Genomic DNA, 15,563 nt, shown 5'->3' with positions numbered 1-15,563 from the left:
ACCTTGCGCCAACATGGATATAGCCACAAAAATGTCCCGCTGAGGGGCGTCAGGTCGACAACTTTCGTACCACAAAGGTGGGCCGGTTCCGGCGGAGAGGACAGGCCCGACATCTGCGGGAGGAACATCGGGCGCGGAGTCGGAAATCCGGCCTCGCACCTCACGTCCCGATGAAGGGTGTTTTTTGTCTTCAGAGAACAGGTTAGAATAGGGATGGAGAAAGCAATGGCGGGTGCTTCCGTCGATTTCGTCCCTCCTGTACAATGGAGGGACGAGCAATGAGGCAGTGAGGTGGATGGGATGGATATCGCATGGAAAAGGGTTACCCGACTCTGGGATGGGACCTTGCTTTTCCGACATCTAACGGTAGGGAGCAAAGAGGCGGTTTTCCTCGATAGTTGCGGTCGGGGGCGGTATGCGGTGCTGGCGTGGGACCCGCTGAGGATGGAGGCCTTGGAGACCGGAGATTGCCGGGATCCTTTTACGATATTGGATGAGATGCTGGATGGGGTTCCTGCTGCCGATACACCGGAGGATGCCCCACCTTTTATAAGTGGGGTCATCGGATACTTGGGCTATGAATCGGGGTGGGATCGAGAACGAATCGGACCTCCCAAGAAGCGGCGAAAAGGGATTCCCGACGCCTGTCTGATGGTTCCCGGCAAAATGGTCATCCTCGATATCGAAGCGGGAGAAACCTGGGTGGCCGTGATGACGTGGGGACAAGAAGCCGGCTCCCTGTTGGACGAATTACTGGAGCGATTGAACAGAGCTCCGCTTTCTGAAGCGGAGCCGACACCTGGTCGATTGCTGGTTCCCATGACCCCAGAGATCGGCCGAGAGGAATACCGAAAGCGGGTTCAGCGAGTTCAGGAGTACATCAGTCGCGGTGATATCTATCAGGCGAACCTTTCCTACCGAGTGGAAGGACGTTTGAGGGGAGAGCCCTGGGAGTTATACCGCTTTCTACGGGAAGCCAATCCAGGAGCCTATGCCGCTTTTCTTCGCTTTCCAGGGTTCGGTGTTCTCTCCTCTTCTCCAGAGCAGTTTCTGCGCTGGAGCGGTAAGGAGATTGAGACGAAACCGATCAAAGGTACCCGCCCCCGTGGCGGATCGGAAAGGGAAGATCGGCAGTTGCGGAAGGAGCTTGCCCAAAGCGAAAAGGATCGGGCGGAGTTAGTGATGATCGTTGACCTGGAGCGCAATGATTTTGGTAAATTTTGCGAAATAGGGTCTGTAGCAGTCCCTGAACTCTTCTCCATCGAGCCCCACCCTACAGTCTGGCACCAATCAGCGGTAGTAAAAGGCCGGCTGCCATCAGGGATCTCAGCGGGACGGATTCTGCGGGATGTCTTTCCCGGCGGTTCGATTACCGGTGCCCCCAAATTGCGTTCCATGCAGGTGATCCATGAGTTAGAAGACGGTCGACGGGGCGTCTATACCGGGTCGATCGGCTACGTGGACGCCAGAGGTTCGGCGGAATGGAATATCGCGATCCGGACCATGACCTGGATCGGAACCAAGGAAGCAACCCTCTCCTACCACGTGGGAGGCGGTATCGTAGCAGACTCGGATCCGGAATTGGAGTATGCGGAAACCCTGGCAAAAGGACGCGGCATGCAGAAGGCAATTGATGTATGGACGGCGGCTGGGGTCAACGAAGAACCGGTCCCCCATTGATCCAGATAACGAGAGGCTGAAAGCCCTCTGAGCGGGAGGTGTTGCGTGATGGATAGGAAGGAAGCTTTCCTGTCTCTGAAAAACCGGGGGGTTCTCTACGGAGACGGCCTTTTCGAAACCCTGCGCGTGGAAGGAGGCGTACCGCTCTTTCTGCACGACCATCTGGAGCGAATGAGGGAAGGCATCCGCATCCTTCGTTTTGCCCGTGCGCCTGAGAAGAGGGAGTTAAAAGAAACCATTGCCGAAGCCATCGTGGCCAGCGGAGTGGAGGAAGGCTATCTTCGGCTGACCTTGACACGGGGGCAGGGGCCTTTTGGAAAATCCCTCGCCGAATTGCAGGAATACACCTTATGGGCAGAAGCGAAGGAAATGTCCCTCGATCCGTCCCGGTATGAAGAAGGGGTGGCCGCCATCACCGCCTCCCTGCCGAAAAATCCACGCTCTCCTCTCTGTCGGGTCAAATCCCTCAATTACCTGGAAAGCATCCTAGCCCGTCAAGAGGCCGTGGATCAGGGGGCGGAGGAAGCCGTCTTTCTCACTGTGGACGGGGATCTCTGCGAAGGAGCGTCGGCCAATCTCTTTCTGGTAAAGGAAGGGATCCTGATTACCCCTTCCTTGAACCGAGGCCCCCTCCCCGGTACAGTCCGCCGTTGGGTGATGGAGCTTGTCCCCCGTCTCGGCTTGCCTGTGGAGGAACGAAGGGTGGATCCGGCAGAATGGCATACTGCTGAGGAAGCCTTTTTCACCAACTCCACCTGGGGTCCCTTTCCCTGCGTTCGTGCCGATCAACGACCTATTGGCGACGGAAACCCAGGCCCTGTCACCCGGCGTCTGCACCGGGAATGGAAGCGGGCGGTCCGTGCACAGGTGGAAAGGGCATGAGAAGAAAAAAAGAGAAGGCCCGTTAAAATAGCCCCGTTCGGGGCTATTTATTTGTATAGAGAAGGGGGTTCTAGATTATTTAAGTTTGAATATCCCTTTGAATCCTACGAAAAGACTATTCCCATATTCAGTAATAATAGTATAGAATGAGGGCATAAGCCCAAAAAGAAGAAGGGGTGTCGTGATGGAGCCTTCAAAAATAAAAGATGTCGGTGAAGCTATACGGAGAGTGAGAAAATCCAGAGGCTTAAGGCTAGAGGATCTAGCCGATGAAGGGATCTCCCCGGCAACGATCAGCAACATCGAGCGCGGTATCGCCCACGTCAACTCATCCAAGGTGTATTATCTGGTCCAAAAGCTTGGATTGAATATGAGCGAAATTCCTTCCATCCTCATGGAACAAGAAGAGGAACTGAAAGACCTGAAATTAACTCTGGATTCCATCGAAGCCATTATTTCCATGGGTAAATACGACGAGGCGATGACTAAGCTGGAAGAAATCAAAATCGAGGATCATCATCCCTATTCCGCAATACTGCACTATATCAAAGGGAAATGTTACGCAGGGATGAAAAAGTGGAATCGTGCGGAGAGAAGTTTTTCAATGGCGATTAGTCTGGCGAATCAGAACCGGGATCAAGAAAATATCGAAGCGGCATCGTTTGCAGAACTGGGCTTGTGTTGTTACCGGCAAAATGAGATTGAAAAAGCCCTGGAGTTTACCGAGAGTGGATTGGATGCCTTTCAGGAATCCGGGGGACGTGGGTATGTCAAATATGTACTTCTCAGAAATAAAGCGGTTTACCTTGAACGTTTGGGAAGAGTCAATGAAGGGTTGCGCGTGATTCAAGAGGCTTGGGATCAGATTGATCAAATTGACGAGAGTGCAACGGTATTAAACCTCTATTCCGCCCGCGCTGAGCTACTTCGAATGGCAGGGCAAAACGAGGAAGCCATTAAATACGCTCAGGAAGGTTTGGAACTCTCCAGAAGAAACAAAAATTACCAATGTATGTTTGATATGTGGACGATCATGGGAAGTGTTTATACTTCTGAGGTGCAATGGGAAAAGGCAGAACGTTGCTTCTACACAGCTTTAGCCTCACAGGGCTTGCTGGAGAGCGAAAAGGCCCTTACCGATACCTATGTATGGCTCGGTATATTGTATACGGAACAAAAGAAATGGGCGAAGGCAAAAACCTATCTGGAGAAAGCGGTCACCAATGCGGAAGCTCATAATGATGCACCGAAGCTGACTTATGCCCTCCGGATCATGGGGGATTATTTTAAACAACAAGGTAAAAAAGACGAAGCGATTCCTTATTACCAGAAGGCGCTTAAGCTGGCTCGTTCTTATGGATATAAAAAAAACCAAAGCCAAATTCTGTTTCGTCTCTCTCAATGTTATCAGGAAACTGACAGGCAGGAATTTGAGAAATGCCTCCTGAATATGTATGAAGTACAACTTGAAACAAAAAACCGGGAGGCTGACATTTTTGAGGAAGCGGAGTAAGGCATTAATCGTCCTCATTATTTTTACCATTGTTATCAGCCCAATTTACTGTGTGGATCAAGTAAGCGCAAAGCAAAGTACAAGCTCAATGGTTGAAGCTACAGAACCAGGGGGGACTTAAAAAGGGAGTAGAAAGATACCGTCCAATGGGGCGGTTTTTTCTTGTCTTCCCGATACATATTTTTTAGAAAATGATTATCAGAAGGAATCAAACATTTTGGTAAGATACGTGGTGAAAGGGAGAAGGGATTTAAATGAAAGGAAAGTGGCGATTCATCACCCTGCTGTTTTGCTTGACGATCCTGATGACGGCTTGTGAATGGGGCGAAAAACAAAAAGATCATAGCGATCAGACGGTGGAAACCTTTTTCACGGATCTATGGTTGAATCGTGATTACGAAAAGGCAAAAGCGATGACGGCTAAATCCCTATCAACAAAGGAATTGTCCAAAGAAGCAAAGAAGGTTTCCGACCAGAAATGGAAAAGGATTAGAAAGGTATACCTTATGTACAGAGAAATGCCCGGCGGGGATTCGGACCAACGGGAATATCTTTTGTACGCTATCGATTACGAACGGCGGATTCGATTGCGAATGGAACGGTCGTCGGAGGGATGGAAGGTGACTGGGATTGACTCCCAACAGGTAAAGGACATGGACACCGAGGAGATGAACCGGCACAAGTGGAAGGGCCGTGAGCTTCAAGGAGAGGTCGATTAATATTTCTAGGGAGGGTTCTTCATGGCTGAATGGTTAAATAATTACGTAGATATCGTCGCTCTTTTTCTGGTGTACTTGCCTGTTGCGTCTTTTGGCATGGTGTCCTATGTCAGCTATTCTTTCGACGGTTGTGGCTTGGGGCTGTGGTTACGGCAGTGATCGCGACGGCTGTGATGTTGGTTTCTTCTGGTGGAGATAGCGTGCTTTTTCTATTGATTTATACGGCCATTAGCTTGGTCTCTTCCAGTTTGGTTCTCTTGATACGAATGCTTCGTTCGAAGGCTAAAAATCAGCAGAAACATACTGGTTAACGATCACAAAAATAAGACGCCCGCGATGGACGTCTTTTTTTGTGCTTTTATCGTTTGCGGCAGACGTAAACGAAGGCGCAGGGGATGTTTAATGGGACGAAACGGATACCGAGCAGTTCGAATTGCTCAGTGAATCGCTTTTTCATATGAAGCGAGTATTGGTAGGTGATGAATAACCCGCCGGGGCGGAGGCAATCCTGAATTCCTTGTAGGATCCGGTTCCTCAATGCCTCCGGGAATACGGTGAAGGGGAGACTGGAAACCACGCAGTCCACGTGTTCAACTCCCCATAACCGGGTCAGGGAGCAGAGGTCTTCGGCCTGGGAAAAATGCTGAAAGTGGGGATAAGCAAGGCAGAGATGCTCTCGCAAGATCTTATCCTGCTCAAAGACGGCCACCTGGCTTCCAGGATAGAGATAGGAGTCCAGCCGGCGGGTAACGGCACCGGTCCCTGCTCCTAACTCGACCAGGGTCCGGGTTCGTGACCAATCTACCTGCCGTAACATGGCATGAACCAGGAACGGGGAGCTTGGGAGGATACTGCCGATTCGGTCGGGAGAGTGGATAAACCGGGAAAAGAAAATCCTGGATTCTGCCAAAAACTGTTTCAAAGGATAACCTCCGTGGTTGTGGCTCGTTTTTGTGTGGAACGAACTCATTGAAATCCCGGTTTCGGTCCGATGGGACGGTTTAGGAGAAATTATGCCGAATGATGTCTTGAAGGATACCATAGATCGATGGAAACCGTCCAATCCAGGGTGAACCCGAAGCGCTCAAGAACCATTCTCCCCCAAGTTTTGGGTTTCGCATTCACCGATGGGCATTTTCCTACGAAAAGAGGGAATCCCTGCTCGAGAAGGAGCAGGGATTTGTCGTGGGTGACTAGGGAGATTTCATCCAAGCCACTGTTTCATGCGAGGGATTTTTCGGATGACCAGCCGATCCAAGAGCAGGACCAAAAGAAGGGAACAGCCCGCCAAAGGAAACAGAATACCCAACACCGCTACCAATATGCCAACGCCTTTCACCATCCGGAAGTTCTTTGGCAGAGGTGGAGCCCCCAGTCGGTTTCCAGACGGTTTTCGCTTCCACCACATGACGATGCCCGTGATGGCAATCCCCACAATCCCGAGGCATACGAGCAGGCCAGCGATCTGGTTCGGCAAACCGTAATGGGTACCTTTGTGCAGAGTAATGCCGGTAGCGATTATCTTTGCCAAAGGTCCATAATCCCGGAAGCGGTAATCGCCCAGCACCTTTCCACTGTATTGATCGATGTGCATCGTGGCTTCATCCACGGATTTATCAGGAAAGACCGACACGGTGTAGACCCCTTTGGCTCCTTCTGGGAAGGTTACGTTGTAGCCCGGGTGTATGCCTCGTGAATCAGCGATGTTAACCACCTGATCGATGGAAAGGGGCGATGCTAAGGTAGCCTTGGATCGGGGAACCGGTTGTTGCTCTGCCGCCCATGGTACATCCGCTACATCTTTGGCGGGAATCGTCGACTCCGGTTTGTCCCCGCCCCAGAGAGATGCCGGATATCCGGTTTGGGTGGCTGTCCCGATTTTTTGCAACTGCTCTCCCCAAAAGCCGGACCAGGGTAAGCCGGTCAAGATTAAAAAGGCGATAAACAGGGACAGCCAGAAGGCCGGAACGGCATGAAGATCTCGCCAGAAGGCACGTTTACCCTGCTTCAATCGGGGGAGGAACGTACCGAAGATTCCCTTTCGATGTCGGGGCCACCACAGGTAGGCGCCGGTGATCAGTAGAATCATCGCCCAACAGGCCGCAAGCTCCACCAATCGATCCCCGATGGTTCCCGCCATCAGCTCGCCATGCAGTTGTTCGATCTGATCCATCAGCCGCTGATCATCCTTGAGTTGACCGACGACCTTTCCATTATAGGGATTGACGAACAGGGTTCGAGATTCCCCCTCCGCTGTCACCAAACCGACTTCCGATGTGCGATTGGCTTCTAAAGGAAGTTTGTAACGGATGATCTCCGCATCGGGAAAAGAACTCTTCACTCGATCAATTTGTTGGGAAGGAGTTTCTAGCTTTTTTCCTTCTGAAACGAAGAAGAGATCCTTGTATAACACCGATTCAATTTGCGGTTTGAATAAGTAGATACCCCCGGTGACGGCAAGCATGACCAAAAAAGGGGTGAAAAAGATCCCTGCATAGAAATGCCAGCGCCAAATGGCTGCGAACAATGGGAGGCTTCGCCGGTCTTCGCCCGACGGCATCCTTTTGACGGATTCCTGAGCAAGCAAAAGGATCGAACTCCTCTCGATGGGTAAATGGGCGAATCAATGGTGCTTCTTGTGTTCGTGTTTCTTGCCGTCACCGGAGGAGGGTGAACCGTCGCAGGCGGCAAGACTAAAAAGCAAGGTAACTAGCAGTGAACAAAGGATTACGCGTGTCACATTTTTCATTTTATCGAGCTCCCTTGATGAAAAGTTATAACAAAAAAGAACAAATGGAAACTGATAAAAAGTGTACCGATTCCTTGTGAAGATAGCAATTTCATTTTTGGGGTTAGTTGTGAATAATTGATGACTTACTCCCTGTTGGTGCGTCAAAAAAAGACCCCCTTTTTGGGGTCTTCAGAGGTAGGCTGTTCTTTCTGAACGATGGATTAATGATGGTGGGGCGGGGGTGGCAGATCAGCATGCGGCTCGTAAGGGATGGGTGGAAGGTGAAACAGTTGTTGCCAAAATGGGATGGGGTCTGTGAAACTGGATTCCCACAGGGCGATGACCAGGATGGTGCCCATCCACAGTATCGGCCAGGGCCTCCGAATAAACCTGCGACGGATTTGGGCGGGGCATTCCGCACTTCCGCAATGAATCAGGCCGATGGTCATCATCTTGGCTACTACAAAAATGACGTGAATCATTCCGACGAGGAAAATAGGGGCTTCTTCCCGGATCATGACTCCCAACATGGCTCCCATGGCTCCACCCATAATCCCAGAGAGCAGTCCTTCCAGTGATGCGGAAAAACGAATCGGTTTTCCGGCCTGATATCCCCCGGCACTTCCTGCCAGGGAAGCGTAGACCGTCGGAGCGGTCATTTGCCCGTACCATACTCCGAGTACAGTCCCGATCAACAAGCCGGACAGGGTACCAGTCGCCATCGCTGTCACCATGGCGGTCATCCCGTCTAGCTCTTCTTTGCGCCGACGGATGAGAAGGACGAGATACCCCGTCCAGACTCCCGCTGATACCAAACCGAGGAGATAAGTGATCAATCGCATTCCTCCCGGTCGATGGTTTTTGTTTCATCAACTATTCAACAACTTTTCACAGAATGAACAATAATACAATTGAACTGATTTGAAAAGCGCGATAAACTTCTGGGGGTGAAAGTCTGTTTGGAGGTGTTATAACTTTTCAATCGAGGGGGGTGTACTTATACCTACGGAAACCGTACGGAGTAACCGGAGAGTTTGGCTTAAGGTTTTGGCAGCAGTGTTCGGAGGGTTCCTGCTTTCCTTTTGGTATGCACCGGACCTCTATGCCCACGCAGGCTTAAAGGAGACATCACCTGAGAACGGGGAAGTGGTGAAGCGAGCCCCGGAAAAGGTCAGCCTTCGTTTTAACGAGCCTATCGAAAGGAATCTGTCTCAAATCCAACTCTATGATTGGAACGGTCGCCAGATTCATCTCCCAAACAACCGTGAAGGCGGACGATCCCAACAGTTGAACCAGGGCTTGCCGTACCTGAAGACGGGAACCTACACGGTAGTCTGGAACGTGGTTTCCTTAGATGGTCACCCTGTAGAAGGATCGTATTCCTTTTCCGTCAGGAAAGAGGTTGGGGGTGAAGTCGACGTCCCGGAAAAAGAAGCCGGTATGGCAGATGGGCTGCTGGTCGTCGCTCGGTATCTGGTGGAAGGAATGTTACTCCTGGGTGCCGGTTTATACGGGATGGCCTGGCTGGCTGAAAAACGGGGACTCCCAGGCTTTGCTTACATACTCGGAAGGGCACGGTGGGTAGGCGGCGGCCTTCTTTTGTTGGGAACCCTGGTGGAAGCGGTCGCCTATTCAGCCACGCTAACCAATGTTAACCTGTTTGAACTGTGGCTGGATGGGAAGTGGAGTTTGCTTTTTCAATTTCCTTTTGTTTTGATGCTGTTCACCCAGCTGGTGCTGATCCTCCTGCTCATCCTTCCGGGGATGACCCGAGCCTGGTACCTGTTCCTATGGATGGTTCTTGCCTCGGCTCCCGCCATAGGGGGTCATGTATGGGGAATGGAAAGTCCATTAACGGCCACTCTGCTACGGGTGATTCATCTTCTGGCGATCGCCGCCTGGCTAGGCTCTCTCACTTATCTGGTTTTGGTGCTTTTGTGGAAACGCCGGACAGGAGGCGAAGCGGACCTTTCCCGGATTCGGGCCTTCTTCGTGCCGACGGCCTTGATTTCTGCCCTAACCGTTTTGGCAAGCGGTGTCTGGATGGTCGGTTTCCAATCGGATTGGACGCAGGTACTCGCTTCTCGGCAAGCCTGGGCCGTCTTGCTCTTTATCAAGTTCCTGCTAACAGGGGTGATGTTGTTTCTGGCGTTAGTTCAGACGCTCCGCTGGAAGAGAGAGGGGCGCTCTCCCGCTGGTCGCTGGTTACAGGTAGAGTGGGCAGCCGGCCTGATTGCCCTTCTCGCGGGTGTTTGGATGAGTCAGTCCGTTTATCCGGTTCCTATGGAGAGTTACCACGCTGCTCTAGAGACGGAGCAGACAAAGGCTGTCGTAAAAATTCCCCAGCTGGGTTTAGGTAATCAAACCATGAAGATCCGACTTCCGGAGAAGGAGAAACCGAAACGGGTGCGTGTGGACTTGGCTATGAAGGAGCACGGGATGAAAATCCCGCCGGTTTTAGCCGAACCGATGGGTGGGACAGGGCATTACCAAGCGAAAGTGCCTTTTTCTATGGTAGGGAAGTGGCAATTCACGATTATTGCAGAATATCCCGGTGGTAAAGAGAAGCACTGGTCTGCTGAGATATTTATACCCGGAGGAGGAGAATAAATGAGGAAAAAGAGAGGGGCCATCTGTGCCCTTGCAGTCGCGATGTTTTTCGCTGTTACACCATTGGCAGACGCCCACGTGACGGTTCAGCCCACGGACAGCACGACAGGAGCCTACGAAAAATATACCGTTCGCGTGCCGGTAGAAAAGGATATCCCGACAACCCAAGTACAGCTGAAAGTTCCCAAAGAAGTCGAGTTGGTCTCCGTCATGCCGATCTCGGGATGGGAGTACAAGACGAAAAAAGACGACGAGGGACGGATCACTTCCATCCGCTGGAAAGCCAAAGATGGCGGGATCAAAGCAGGGGAATTCATGGAGTTCTCCTTCGTCGGAGCCAATCCGCAAAAGCCGGGTAAGATTGCCTGGAAAGCCCGTCAGACTTATAAGGATGGTTCGGTGGTCAAGTGGGAAGGGCCCCCGGACTCCGACCAACCAGCTTCTATGACCCAAATTGCCACAGGGGAAGGGCATCGCCATGGAAGTCATGACGATGACACCAAACCATCCACTCAGGAGGAAGCGGACGCAAAGGAGGGGGCTGAGACGGAGGGCCCTAACACATCGGTTCCTACCATCCTCGCCGGGGCCGCCTTGCTCCTCGCTATGATCAGCCTGTTCCGTAAACGGTCCTAAAATGTCACCGGCACTTGGATGCCGGTTTTCCATCTCAAATACTTGAACCCGCCTCAAAAGCAAGATAGACTGAAAGCGGTTTGAGGATGGTTGTTAAAATCCAACATTGAGGAGGTGGACGAACCATGCTTCCCCACGAACGCCAGCAGCGGATCCGCGAATGGATTCAAAAACGAACCCAACTGAAGATCTCCGAAATCAGCAAAGATCTCAAGGTTTCCGAAATGACGGTATATCGGGACATCCGGCCTCTGTTGCAGGAAGGGCTGATCCATAAAGTCTACGGAGGAATTGCCTTGAGCCGGGGAGAAACCGCCTCTCCTTCCCCCGCTCCTCAGGGCTGCATCCTGTGTAGCCGTCAGGTGGATCCGCGCTTGGCTTATCGAATCATCCTGCCGGGAAACCAGGTGGAGACCGCCTGCTGCAGCCATTGCGGTCTACTCCGCCACAGTCAGCTGAATGAGACAAGCTTGCAGGCCGTATGCCAAGACTTCTTCAGCAATACCACGATAAGTGCCCAGACGGCGTGGTATGTCATGGGTTGTGAACTGGATATTCGTTGTTGCCAGCCACAGGTGCTCAATTTTGAGCGCTGGGAAGTTGCCGGGAAATTCGTCAAAGGATTCGGTGGCGATGTCCTTTCCTTTACGGAGGCTCTTCGCCGGATCGGAGAAGAAATGAATCCTACCGGTTCCTGTGGGTGTGCTTCGAAGGAATAAAGGAGACGAGTCTGCCATAAATCATTAGGGAAAGGACATGATGCTCGAATGGCACGGAGCTTATGGATCCGGTTGGGCTTTTTGTTCCTGGTTGCCGGTTTGTTGATCCTGACCGCTTGCGGGCAGTCAGAGGAATCCGGTGGCGATCAGGATTCTTCTCGCCAGAAGAAAGAAGGTCATGGAGGTCACGGCCAGGATGGGGAAATGGCGGTAAAACTCCGGGTGGAGCTGAAGACGGACCCTGAGAAGGTGAAAGCCGGGTCAGCGGTGACACTGCAAGCCCGTATCACCGAGCAGGGAGAACCCGTAAACGATGCCGATAGGGTCAGCTTCGAAGTTTGGCCGGCAGGAGAGGACAAAGCAACGCACAAAAAGCTAAAGACCAAGCGGACTGCCCCTGGCGTTTACTCTGCTGAGACAACCTTCGATAAAAGCGGGAAGGTGAAAGTGATGTATCATGTCACCGCGCGGGGCGTCCATGAGATGAAGTCCCAATCGGTAACAGTCCAGCCGTAACCCGGTTTCCGGCCGGAAAGGGGATAGGATTTGGAATGGCTGCGGGGATGAAGGATTGGAAGAGGAAGGGCCTCCTTCTTTTGGTATTGTCAGCGGTGTTGACGGGTTACTGGTTTTGGGACGGAGACAAAACGGTTTCCCCTTCACCCGATTCTATCGGGGTAAACAGTCTGCCCTTGCCGGATTTCACCTATCGGGATCAGAATGGGAAACCCTTCGGGATGGAGGAACTGAAGGGGAAGATCTGGCTGGCGGATATCATCTTCACCCGGTGTCCCGATGTTTGTTCCCCGATGACGGCTAATATGTCCCGGTTGCAGAAAAAGCTGGCCAAATCGGGCCTCGACGTTGATATCGTCTCTTTCAGCGCCGATCCGATGTACGACACCCCACCGGTGTTGAAACGGTTTGGCAACAACCTGAGGGCCGATTTCTCCAACTGGCGCTTCCTTACCCATGATAGTGAACCGCAGATGCATCAATTTCTGAAGACGGCTTTTGGGGTTCCCATCAAACGGGCAGATCCGAAAAATCCCGATGAGCCCCTTGTAATCCGTCATTCTTCCCGCTTTTATCTGATCGACGATCAGGGAAAGGTAATGGCCGCCTATAACGGGTTACAACCAGACTATGCCCAGGTGATTCGGGATATCCGCTCTCTCCAATAGCGACCTTAGAAAATGATGAACCGGCTCGGGGGAGCCGGTTCTTTGGTTTGCCCTCGGTAGGGTAGGAAAGGATATGGATGGTTACCATTTGGGAAACGGAATTCGGGCAAGGAGGTTGGCCCATGGTAGAAGATGTGCTTCACTGGGTGGTTCAATACGGATACATTGGTCTGTTTTGTGCTCTGATGTTGGGGATTATTGGTCTCCCGGTCCCTGACGAGATCCTCATGACCTTTACTGGCTATCTGGTATCCAAAGGACTTTTCCATTTCGGATGGACGGTTGGAACCGCTTTTGCGGGGAGTCTGACCGGGATGTCGGTTAGTTTTTTCGCAGGTCGCAAACTAGGGCTTCCTTTTCTGAAACGGTACGGTTTTGTTTTTAGAATTACCCCAAAAAAGTTGGACCGTGCACAAGGGTGGTTCTGCCGTTTCGGAAGTTGGGCGATCCCATTCGGTTACTTTATTCCCGGTGTTCGGCATTTTACCGCTTATTCCGCTGGCATCAGCCGCTGGTCTTATGTATCGTTTTCCGTTTATGCCGCTTCTGGAGCCCTATTTTGGGTTCTTACTTTTGTCACACTGGGTACCTTGCTGGGAGATCACTGGCAAGTGGTGACAGAGCTTATCCATCGATGGATGGTGCTGGGGGGCGCCGTTTTCGTTGGGGGAGGACTTCTCCTGTGGTGGTCGAATAAAAAGCGATTTTTCGGTAGATAAGGAGGATTCTCCTCACCTAACGTTTTGTTTGCGTCGTCAATAGGTGGCATATACATAAGGATCCTTGGGCGCCTTTATTTTTTGATAGGAGGAGGCTCGGATGACGGGGACAAGGCTTCCCTCCACGTTGATTTCGTCCAGTCTTCCTTGGACTTCGATCCATTCCCCTTCCTTCAACCCGTCGGCACCGGGGAAATGGGCGAAGGGCCCGATTACGCTGGCATCCGCTGCACAGCAAGTCATCGCATAGCGGCCGAGGAGGATGGTTTTTCCGGGCATGTTATCCGCTCGGAAAACAAAGCCTTTCACTCGTACCGGTTTCCCTTTTAGCTCCTGGTTATACATCTGGATCGTCGTTAGGCGGTCGATGTAGTTGTCGTTTTCCAAAGTGATGACATTGGCCGCTTGCAGATGGCGGAGGATCTTCCCGTAGTAAGGATTCCGGGTCCCGCGGTTATCGGGGGCTTTCTGCAGGTCCTTTTCTGTCAGACCGTCTTCCGGAGCAGACCCATCCTCTGTATTGGAAGGGGAATCCGGGCTCCGCTTGTCTTTTCGGATTTCCGCTTCCTTTTTATTAAGGATCTGTTGCTGTTGGTTCATCGCCTCCGGGGAGAGGTATTGAACGCCTTTCTTAGAAGCCATGTCAGCATCCAGGGGAGATGGGGGGAAGAGAATCGCCGCTGCCAGAGGGAAGAGCAGGACGAGGGTTCCCAGTTTACCCGTCCGGTGGAGGGCCGGTTGGCGGAAATGCCAAATCTGTATGAGCCCCATCAGGATTAAGATAACGGTGGAGGCGAGAACGAAGGGGTGGAAGCGGGGATTGACGTAGAGCCCCAGCTCACCGGCGACAGCCAGCTTCATCAATAGGAGGGACGTGCCGAAACAAATGAGAATTCGCATCAAAGCACCCATCTTTTCATTCCTTTCGTTCAAACTGGATCAAGAGACGAAAAAGATCCAGATGCCGGCAAAGAAGAGGGTGAGGAGCGTTGTACCGCCGAAAAAGAACAGCACCACCCTCTTTTTGAAACTGCCGGTCATCATCAGGATGTTTTTCAGGTCCATCATCGGTCCATACACGAGAAATGCCAGTAGGGGCACATTCCCCAAGGCCGAACGGAAAGACGCGGCTACGAAGGCATCAGCGGAAGAACAGAGGGATAGGCCAAAGGCGAGTCCCATCATGAGCAGGATTGCTAACCATTCATTCTGGGCGAAGTCCCGGATGGACCCAAGACCGATAAACGTTTGGAATCCGGCGGCAATCAGGGCTCCTGTGATGAAGTATTTGCCCATGTTCATAAATTCAAAGACTCCGTGATATAGAGCGTGATGGATTCGGTTCCCTGTTCCGCTCTCGTGGCTGTGCCCGCAATCATGACCATGGGAGTGAACGCCGTGGGGGCTTTGTTGGGAGTGGTCGTCATTCCATTTTTCCGCCAATTTTTCCTCCTTCAGCAAATCCTTGCTGAACCACAGGAGGAAGGCGACTCCCATCAATGAAGCGATGACGGCCACTGAACCGACGCGAGCCACTGTCATTCCCCAGTCGTTTCCAAAGGCCAGGTATGTAGAGAAGATAGTGACCGGGTTGATAACGGGAGCGGCGAGCAGGAAGGTAAAAGCGATATAGGGCGGGAGACCTTTGCCAATCAGACGTCGGGCGACGGGGACGATTCCGCACTCACAGACTGGGAGGGCGAGCCCCATACAGGTCGCCAGCGGGATAGAGAGCCACGGTCGCCTGGGGATGAATTGCCACAGGGCCTCCTCTTTCACATATACCTGAATCAACCCCGAGACGAGTACCCCGATTAGGATAAAGGGGATTCCTTCGATGAAAATGCTGAGAAACAGAGTGATCCAACTTTCCAGTATGGGGGACGCCGATGGCAGCAGGTTAGTGGGCTCCAGCCCGTTGAAATTCTGAATGGTTTCGAAGCCGAAAAAAAGCAGCGATAAAAAACCGCCTAGCACGAGTAAACCGGTCAGTTCTACAGAGAACTCCCGGATCCATTTGACCACAAACAGCGACCTCCTTCCCTGTTCATATCGGTATAATTCAGATCAATGCTGATTTAAGTTGATTGCACAGTAGGCTTACTCTGGGTCGTATACATGAAGTCATGTCGAATTGGAAGATGGTAAAATCGTAAACGTTTCGATTTAC

16 protein-coding genes are annotated in these 15,563 nt (G+C 51.9%); 11 read left to right on the top strand and 5 right to left on the bottom strand.

Annotated elements, in window-relative coordinates; translation table 11 throughout:
* The first annotated feature begins 300 nt into the window (after window positions 1-300).
* The 5 genes from pabB to ACFOUO_RS05725 all read left to right on the top strand — a co-directional run bounded on the left by pabB (window position 301) and on the right by ACFOUO_RS05725 (window position 4,953).
* Complete coding sequence (gene pabB / locus ACFOUO_RS05745; RefSeq protein ID WP_380703055.1) at window positions 301-1,680, top strand: aminodeoxychorismate synthase component I; 1,380 nt, start codon at window positions 301-303, stop codon at window positions 1,678-1,680.
* Window positions 1,681-1,728: 48 nt separating this feature from the next.
* Window positions 1,729-2,562, top strand: a complete 834-nt coding sequence (locus ACFOUO_RS05740; protein WP_380703053.1) for an aminotransferase class IV — start codon at window positions 1,729-1,731, stop codon at window positions 2,560-2,562.
* A gap of 184 nt (window positions 2,563-2,746) precedes the next feature.
* A complete protein-coding gene (locus ACFOUO_RS05735) occupies window positions 2,747-4,075 on the top strand; it encodes a tetratricopeptide repeat protein (RefSeq protein WP_380703051.1) in 1,329 nt (442 codons plus the stop codon).
* A 254-nt stretch (window positions 4,076-4,329) separates the two neighbouring features.
* Window positions 4,330-4,794: a hypothetical protein gene (locus tag ACFOUO_RS05730; protein WP_380703049.1), complete on the top strand. Its 465-nt coding sequence runs from the start codon at window positions 4,330-4,332 to the stop codon at window positions 4,792-4,794.
* A gap of 21 nt (window positions 4,795-4,815) precedes the next feature.
* Window positions 4,816-4,953, top strand: coding sequence for a hypothetical protein (locus tag ACFOUO_RS05725; protein ID WP_380703047.1), 138 nt, complete (start codon window positions 4,816-4,818; stop codon window positions 4,951-4,953).
* A gap of 199 nt (window positions 4,954-5,152) precedes the next feature.
* On the opposite strand, the gene ACFOUO_RS05720 is transcribed toward ACFOUO_RS05725, so the two are convergent.
* The 3 genes from ACFOUO_RS05720 to ACFOUO_RS05710 form a co-directional block, all read right to left on the bottom strand.
* Entirely contained in the window at window positions 5,153-5,716 is a 564-nt protein-coding gene (locus tag ACFOUO_RS05720) for a class I SAM-dependent methyltransferase (protein WP_380703045.1), read from the bottom strand.
* 282 nt (window positions 5,717-5,998) lie between these two features.
* Window positions 5,999-7,354 (bottom strand): PepSY-associated TM helix domain-containing protein, encoded by a 1,356-nt coding sequence (locus tag ACFOUO_RS05715; protein ID WP_380703283.1) that lies wholly within the window; start codon window positions 7,352-7,354, stop codon window positions 5,999-6,001.
* A gap of 392 nt (window positions 7,355-7,746) precedes the next feature.
* Complete coding sequence (locus tag ACFOUO_RS05710) at window positions 7,747-8,361, bottom strand: hypothetical protein (RefSeq protein ID WP_380703043.1); 615 nt, start codon at window positions 8,359-8,361, stop codon at window positions 7,747-7,749.
* Between the two features lie 220 nt (window positions 8,362-8,581).
* Between ACFOUO_RS05710 and ACFOUO_RS05705 the strand changes: the two genes are divergently transcribed.
* The 6 genes from ACFOUO_RS05705 to ACFOUO_RS05680 all read left to right on the top strand — a co-directional run bounded on the left by ACFOUO_RS05705 (window position 8,582) and on the right by ACFOUO_RS05680 (window position 13,393).
* Entirely contained in the window at window positions 8,582-10,135 is a 1,554-nt protein-coding gene (locus tag ACFOUO_RS05705; RefSeq protein WP_380703281.1) for a copper resistance CopC/CopD family protein, read from the top strand.
* A complete protein-coding gene (locus tag ACFOUO_RS05700) occupies window positions 10,136-10,771 on the top strand; it encodes a YcnI family copper-binding membrane protein (RefSeq protein WP_380703041.1) in 636 nt (211 codons plus the stop codon).
* Between the two features lie 125 nt (window positions 10,772-10,896).
* Window positions 10,897-11,490 (top strand): DeoR family transcriptional regulator, encoded by a 594-nt coding sequence (locus ACFOUO_RS05695; protein ID WP_380703039.1) that lies wholly within the window; start codon window positions 10,897-10,899, stop codon window positions 11,488-11,490.
* Window positions 11,491-11,538: 48 nt separating this feature from the next.
* Complete coding sequence (locus ACFOUO_RS05690; protein ID WP_380703037.1) at window positions 11,539-12,006, top strand: FixH family protein; 468 nt, start codon at window positions 11,539-11,541, stop codon at window positions 12,004-12,006.
* A gap of 35 nt (window positions 12,007-12,041) precedes the next feature.
* Window positions 12,042-12,674: an SCO family protein gene (locus ACFOUO_RS05685; protein WP_380703035.1), complete on the top strand. Its 633-nt coding sequence runs from the start codon at window positions 12,042-12,044 to the stop codon at window positions 12,672-12,674.
* Between the two features lie 122 nt (window positions 12,675-12,796).
* Window positions 12,797-13,393, top strand: a complete 597-nt coding sequence (locus ACFOUO_RS05680) for a DedA family protein (RefSeq protein ID WP_380703033.1) — start codon at window positions 12,797-12,799, stop codon at window positions 13,391-13,393.
* A gap of 36 nt (window positions 13,394-13,429) precedes the next feature.
* Here ACFOUO_RS05680 and ACFOUO_RS05675 read toward each other — a convergent pair whose 3' ends face one another.
* Entirely contained in the window at window positions 13,430-14,293 is an 864-nt protein-coding gene (locus ACFOUO_RS05675) for a TIGR03943 family putative permease subunit (RefSeq protein WP_380703031.1), read from the bottom strand.
* Between the two features lie 39 nt (window positions 14,294-14,332).
* Complete coding sequence (locus tag ACFOUO_RS05670; RefSeq protein ID WP_380703029.1) at window positions 14,333-15,418, bottom strand: permease; 1,086 nt, start codon at window positions 15,416-15,418, stop codon at window positions 14,333-14,335.
* Window positions 15,419-15,563 lie beyond the last annotated feature (145 nt).

The sequence above is a fragment of the Salinithrix halophila genome (assembly GCF_042650125.1).
Taxonomy (GTDB): domain Bacteria; phylum Bacillota; class Bacilli; order Thermoactinomycetales; family DSM-45169; genus Salinithrix; species Salinithrix halophila.
Note: the sequence above shows the minus strand (reverse complement) of the source record. Positions and strands in the feature narration are given on the sequence as shown.

Coding starts and splice junctions, on each gene's coding strand:
- pabB (WP_380703055.1), top strand. CDS start 301: ATGGATATCGCATGGAAAAGGGTTACCCGACTCTGGGATGGGACCTTG.
- ACFOUO_RS05740 (WP_380703053.1), top strand. CDS start 1,729: ATGGATAGGAAGGAAGCTTTCCTGTCTCTGAAAAACCGGGGGGTTCTC.
- ACFOUO_RS05735 (WP_380703051.1), top strand. CDS start 2,747: ATGGAGCCTTCAAAAATAAAAGATGTCGGTGAAGCTATACGGAGAGTG.
- ACFOUO_RS05730 (WP_380703049.1), top strand. CDS start 4,330: ATGAAAGGAAAGTGGCGATTCATCACCCTGCTGTTTTGCTTGACGATC.
- ACFOUO_RS05725 (WP_380703047.1), top strand. CDS start 4,816: ATGGCTGAATGGTTAAATAATTACGTAGATATCGTCGCTCTTTTTCTG.
- ACFOUO_RS05715 (WP_380703283.1), bottom strand. CDS start 7,354: ATGCCGTCGGGCGAAGACCGGCGAAGCCTCCCATTGTTCGCAGCCATT.
- ACFOUO_RS05700 (WP_380703041.1), top strand. CDS start 10,136: ATGAGGAAAAAGAGAGGGGCCATCTGTGCCCTTGCAGTCGCGATGTTT.
- ACFOUO_RS05695 (WP_380703039.1), top strand. CDS start 10,897: ATGCTTCCCCACGAACGCCAGCAGCGGATCCGCGAATGGATTCAAAAA.
- ACFOUO_RS05690 (WP_380703037.1), top strand. CDS start 11,539: ATGGCACGGAGCTTATGGATCCGGTTGGGCTTTTTGTTCCTGGTTGCC.
- ACFOUO_RS05685 (WP_380703035.1), top strand. CDS start 12,042: ATGGCTGCGGGGATGAAGGATTGGAAGAGGAAGGGCCTCCTTCTTTTG.
- ACFOUO_RS05680 (WP_380703033.1), top strand. CDS start 12,797: ATGGTAGAAGATGTGCTTCACTGGGTGGTTCAATACGGATACATTGGT.
- ACFOUO_RS05675 (WP_380703031.1), bottom strand. CDS start 14,293: ATGCGAATTCTCATTTGTTTCGGCACGTCCCTCCTATTGATGAAGCTG.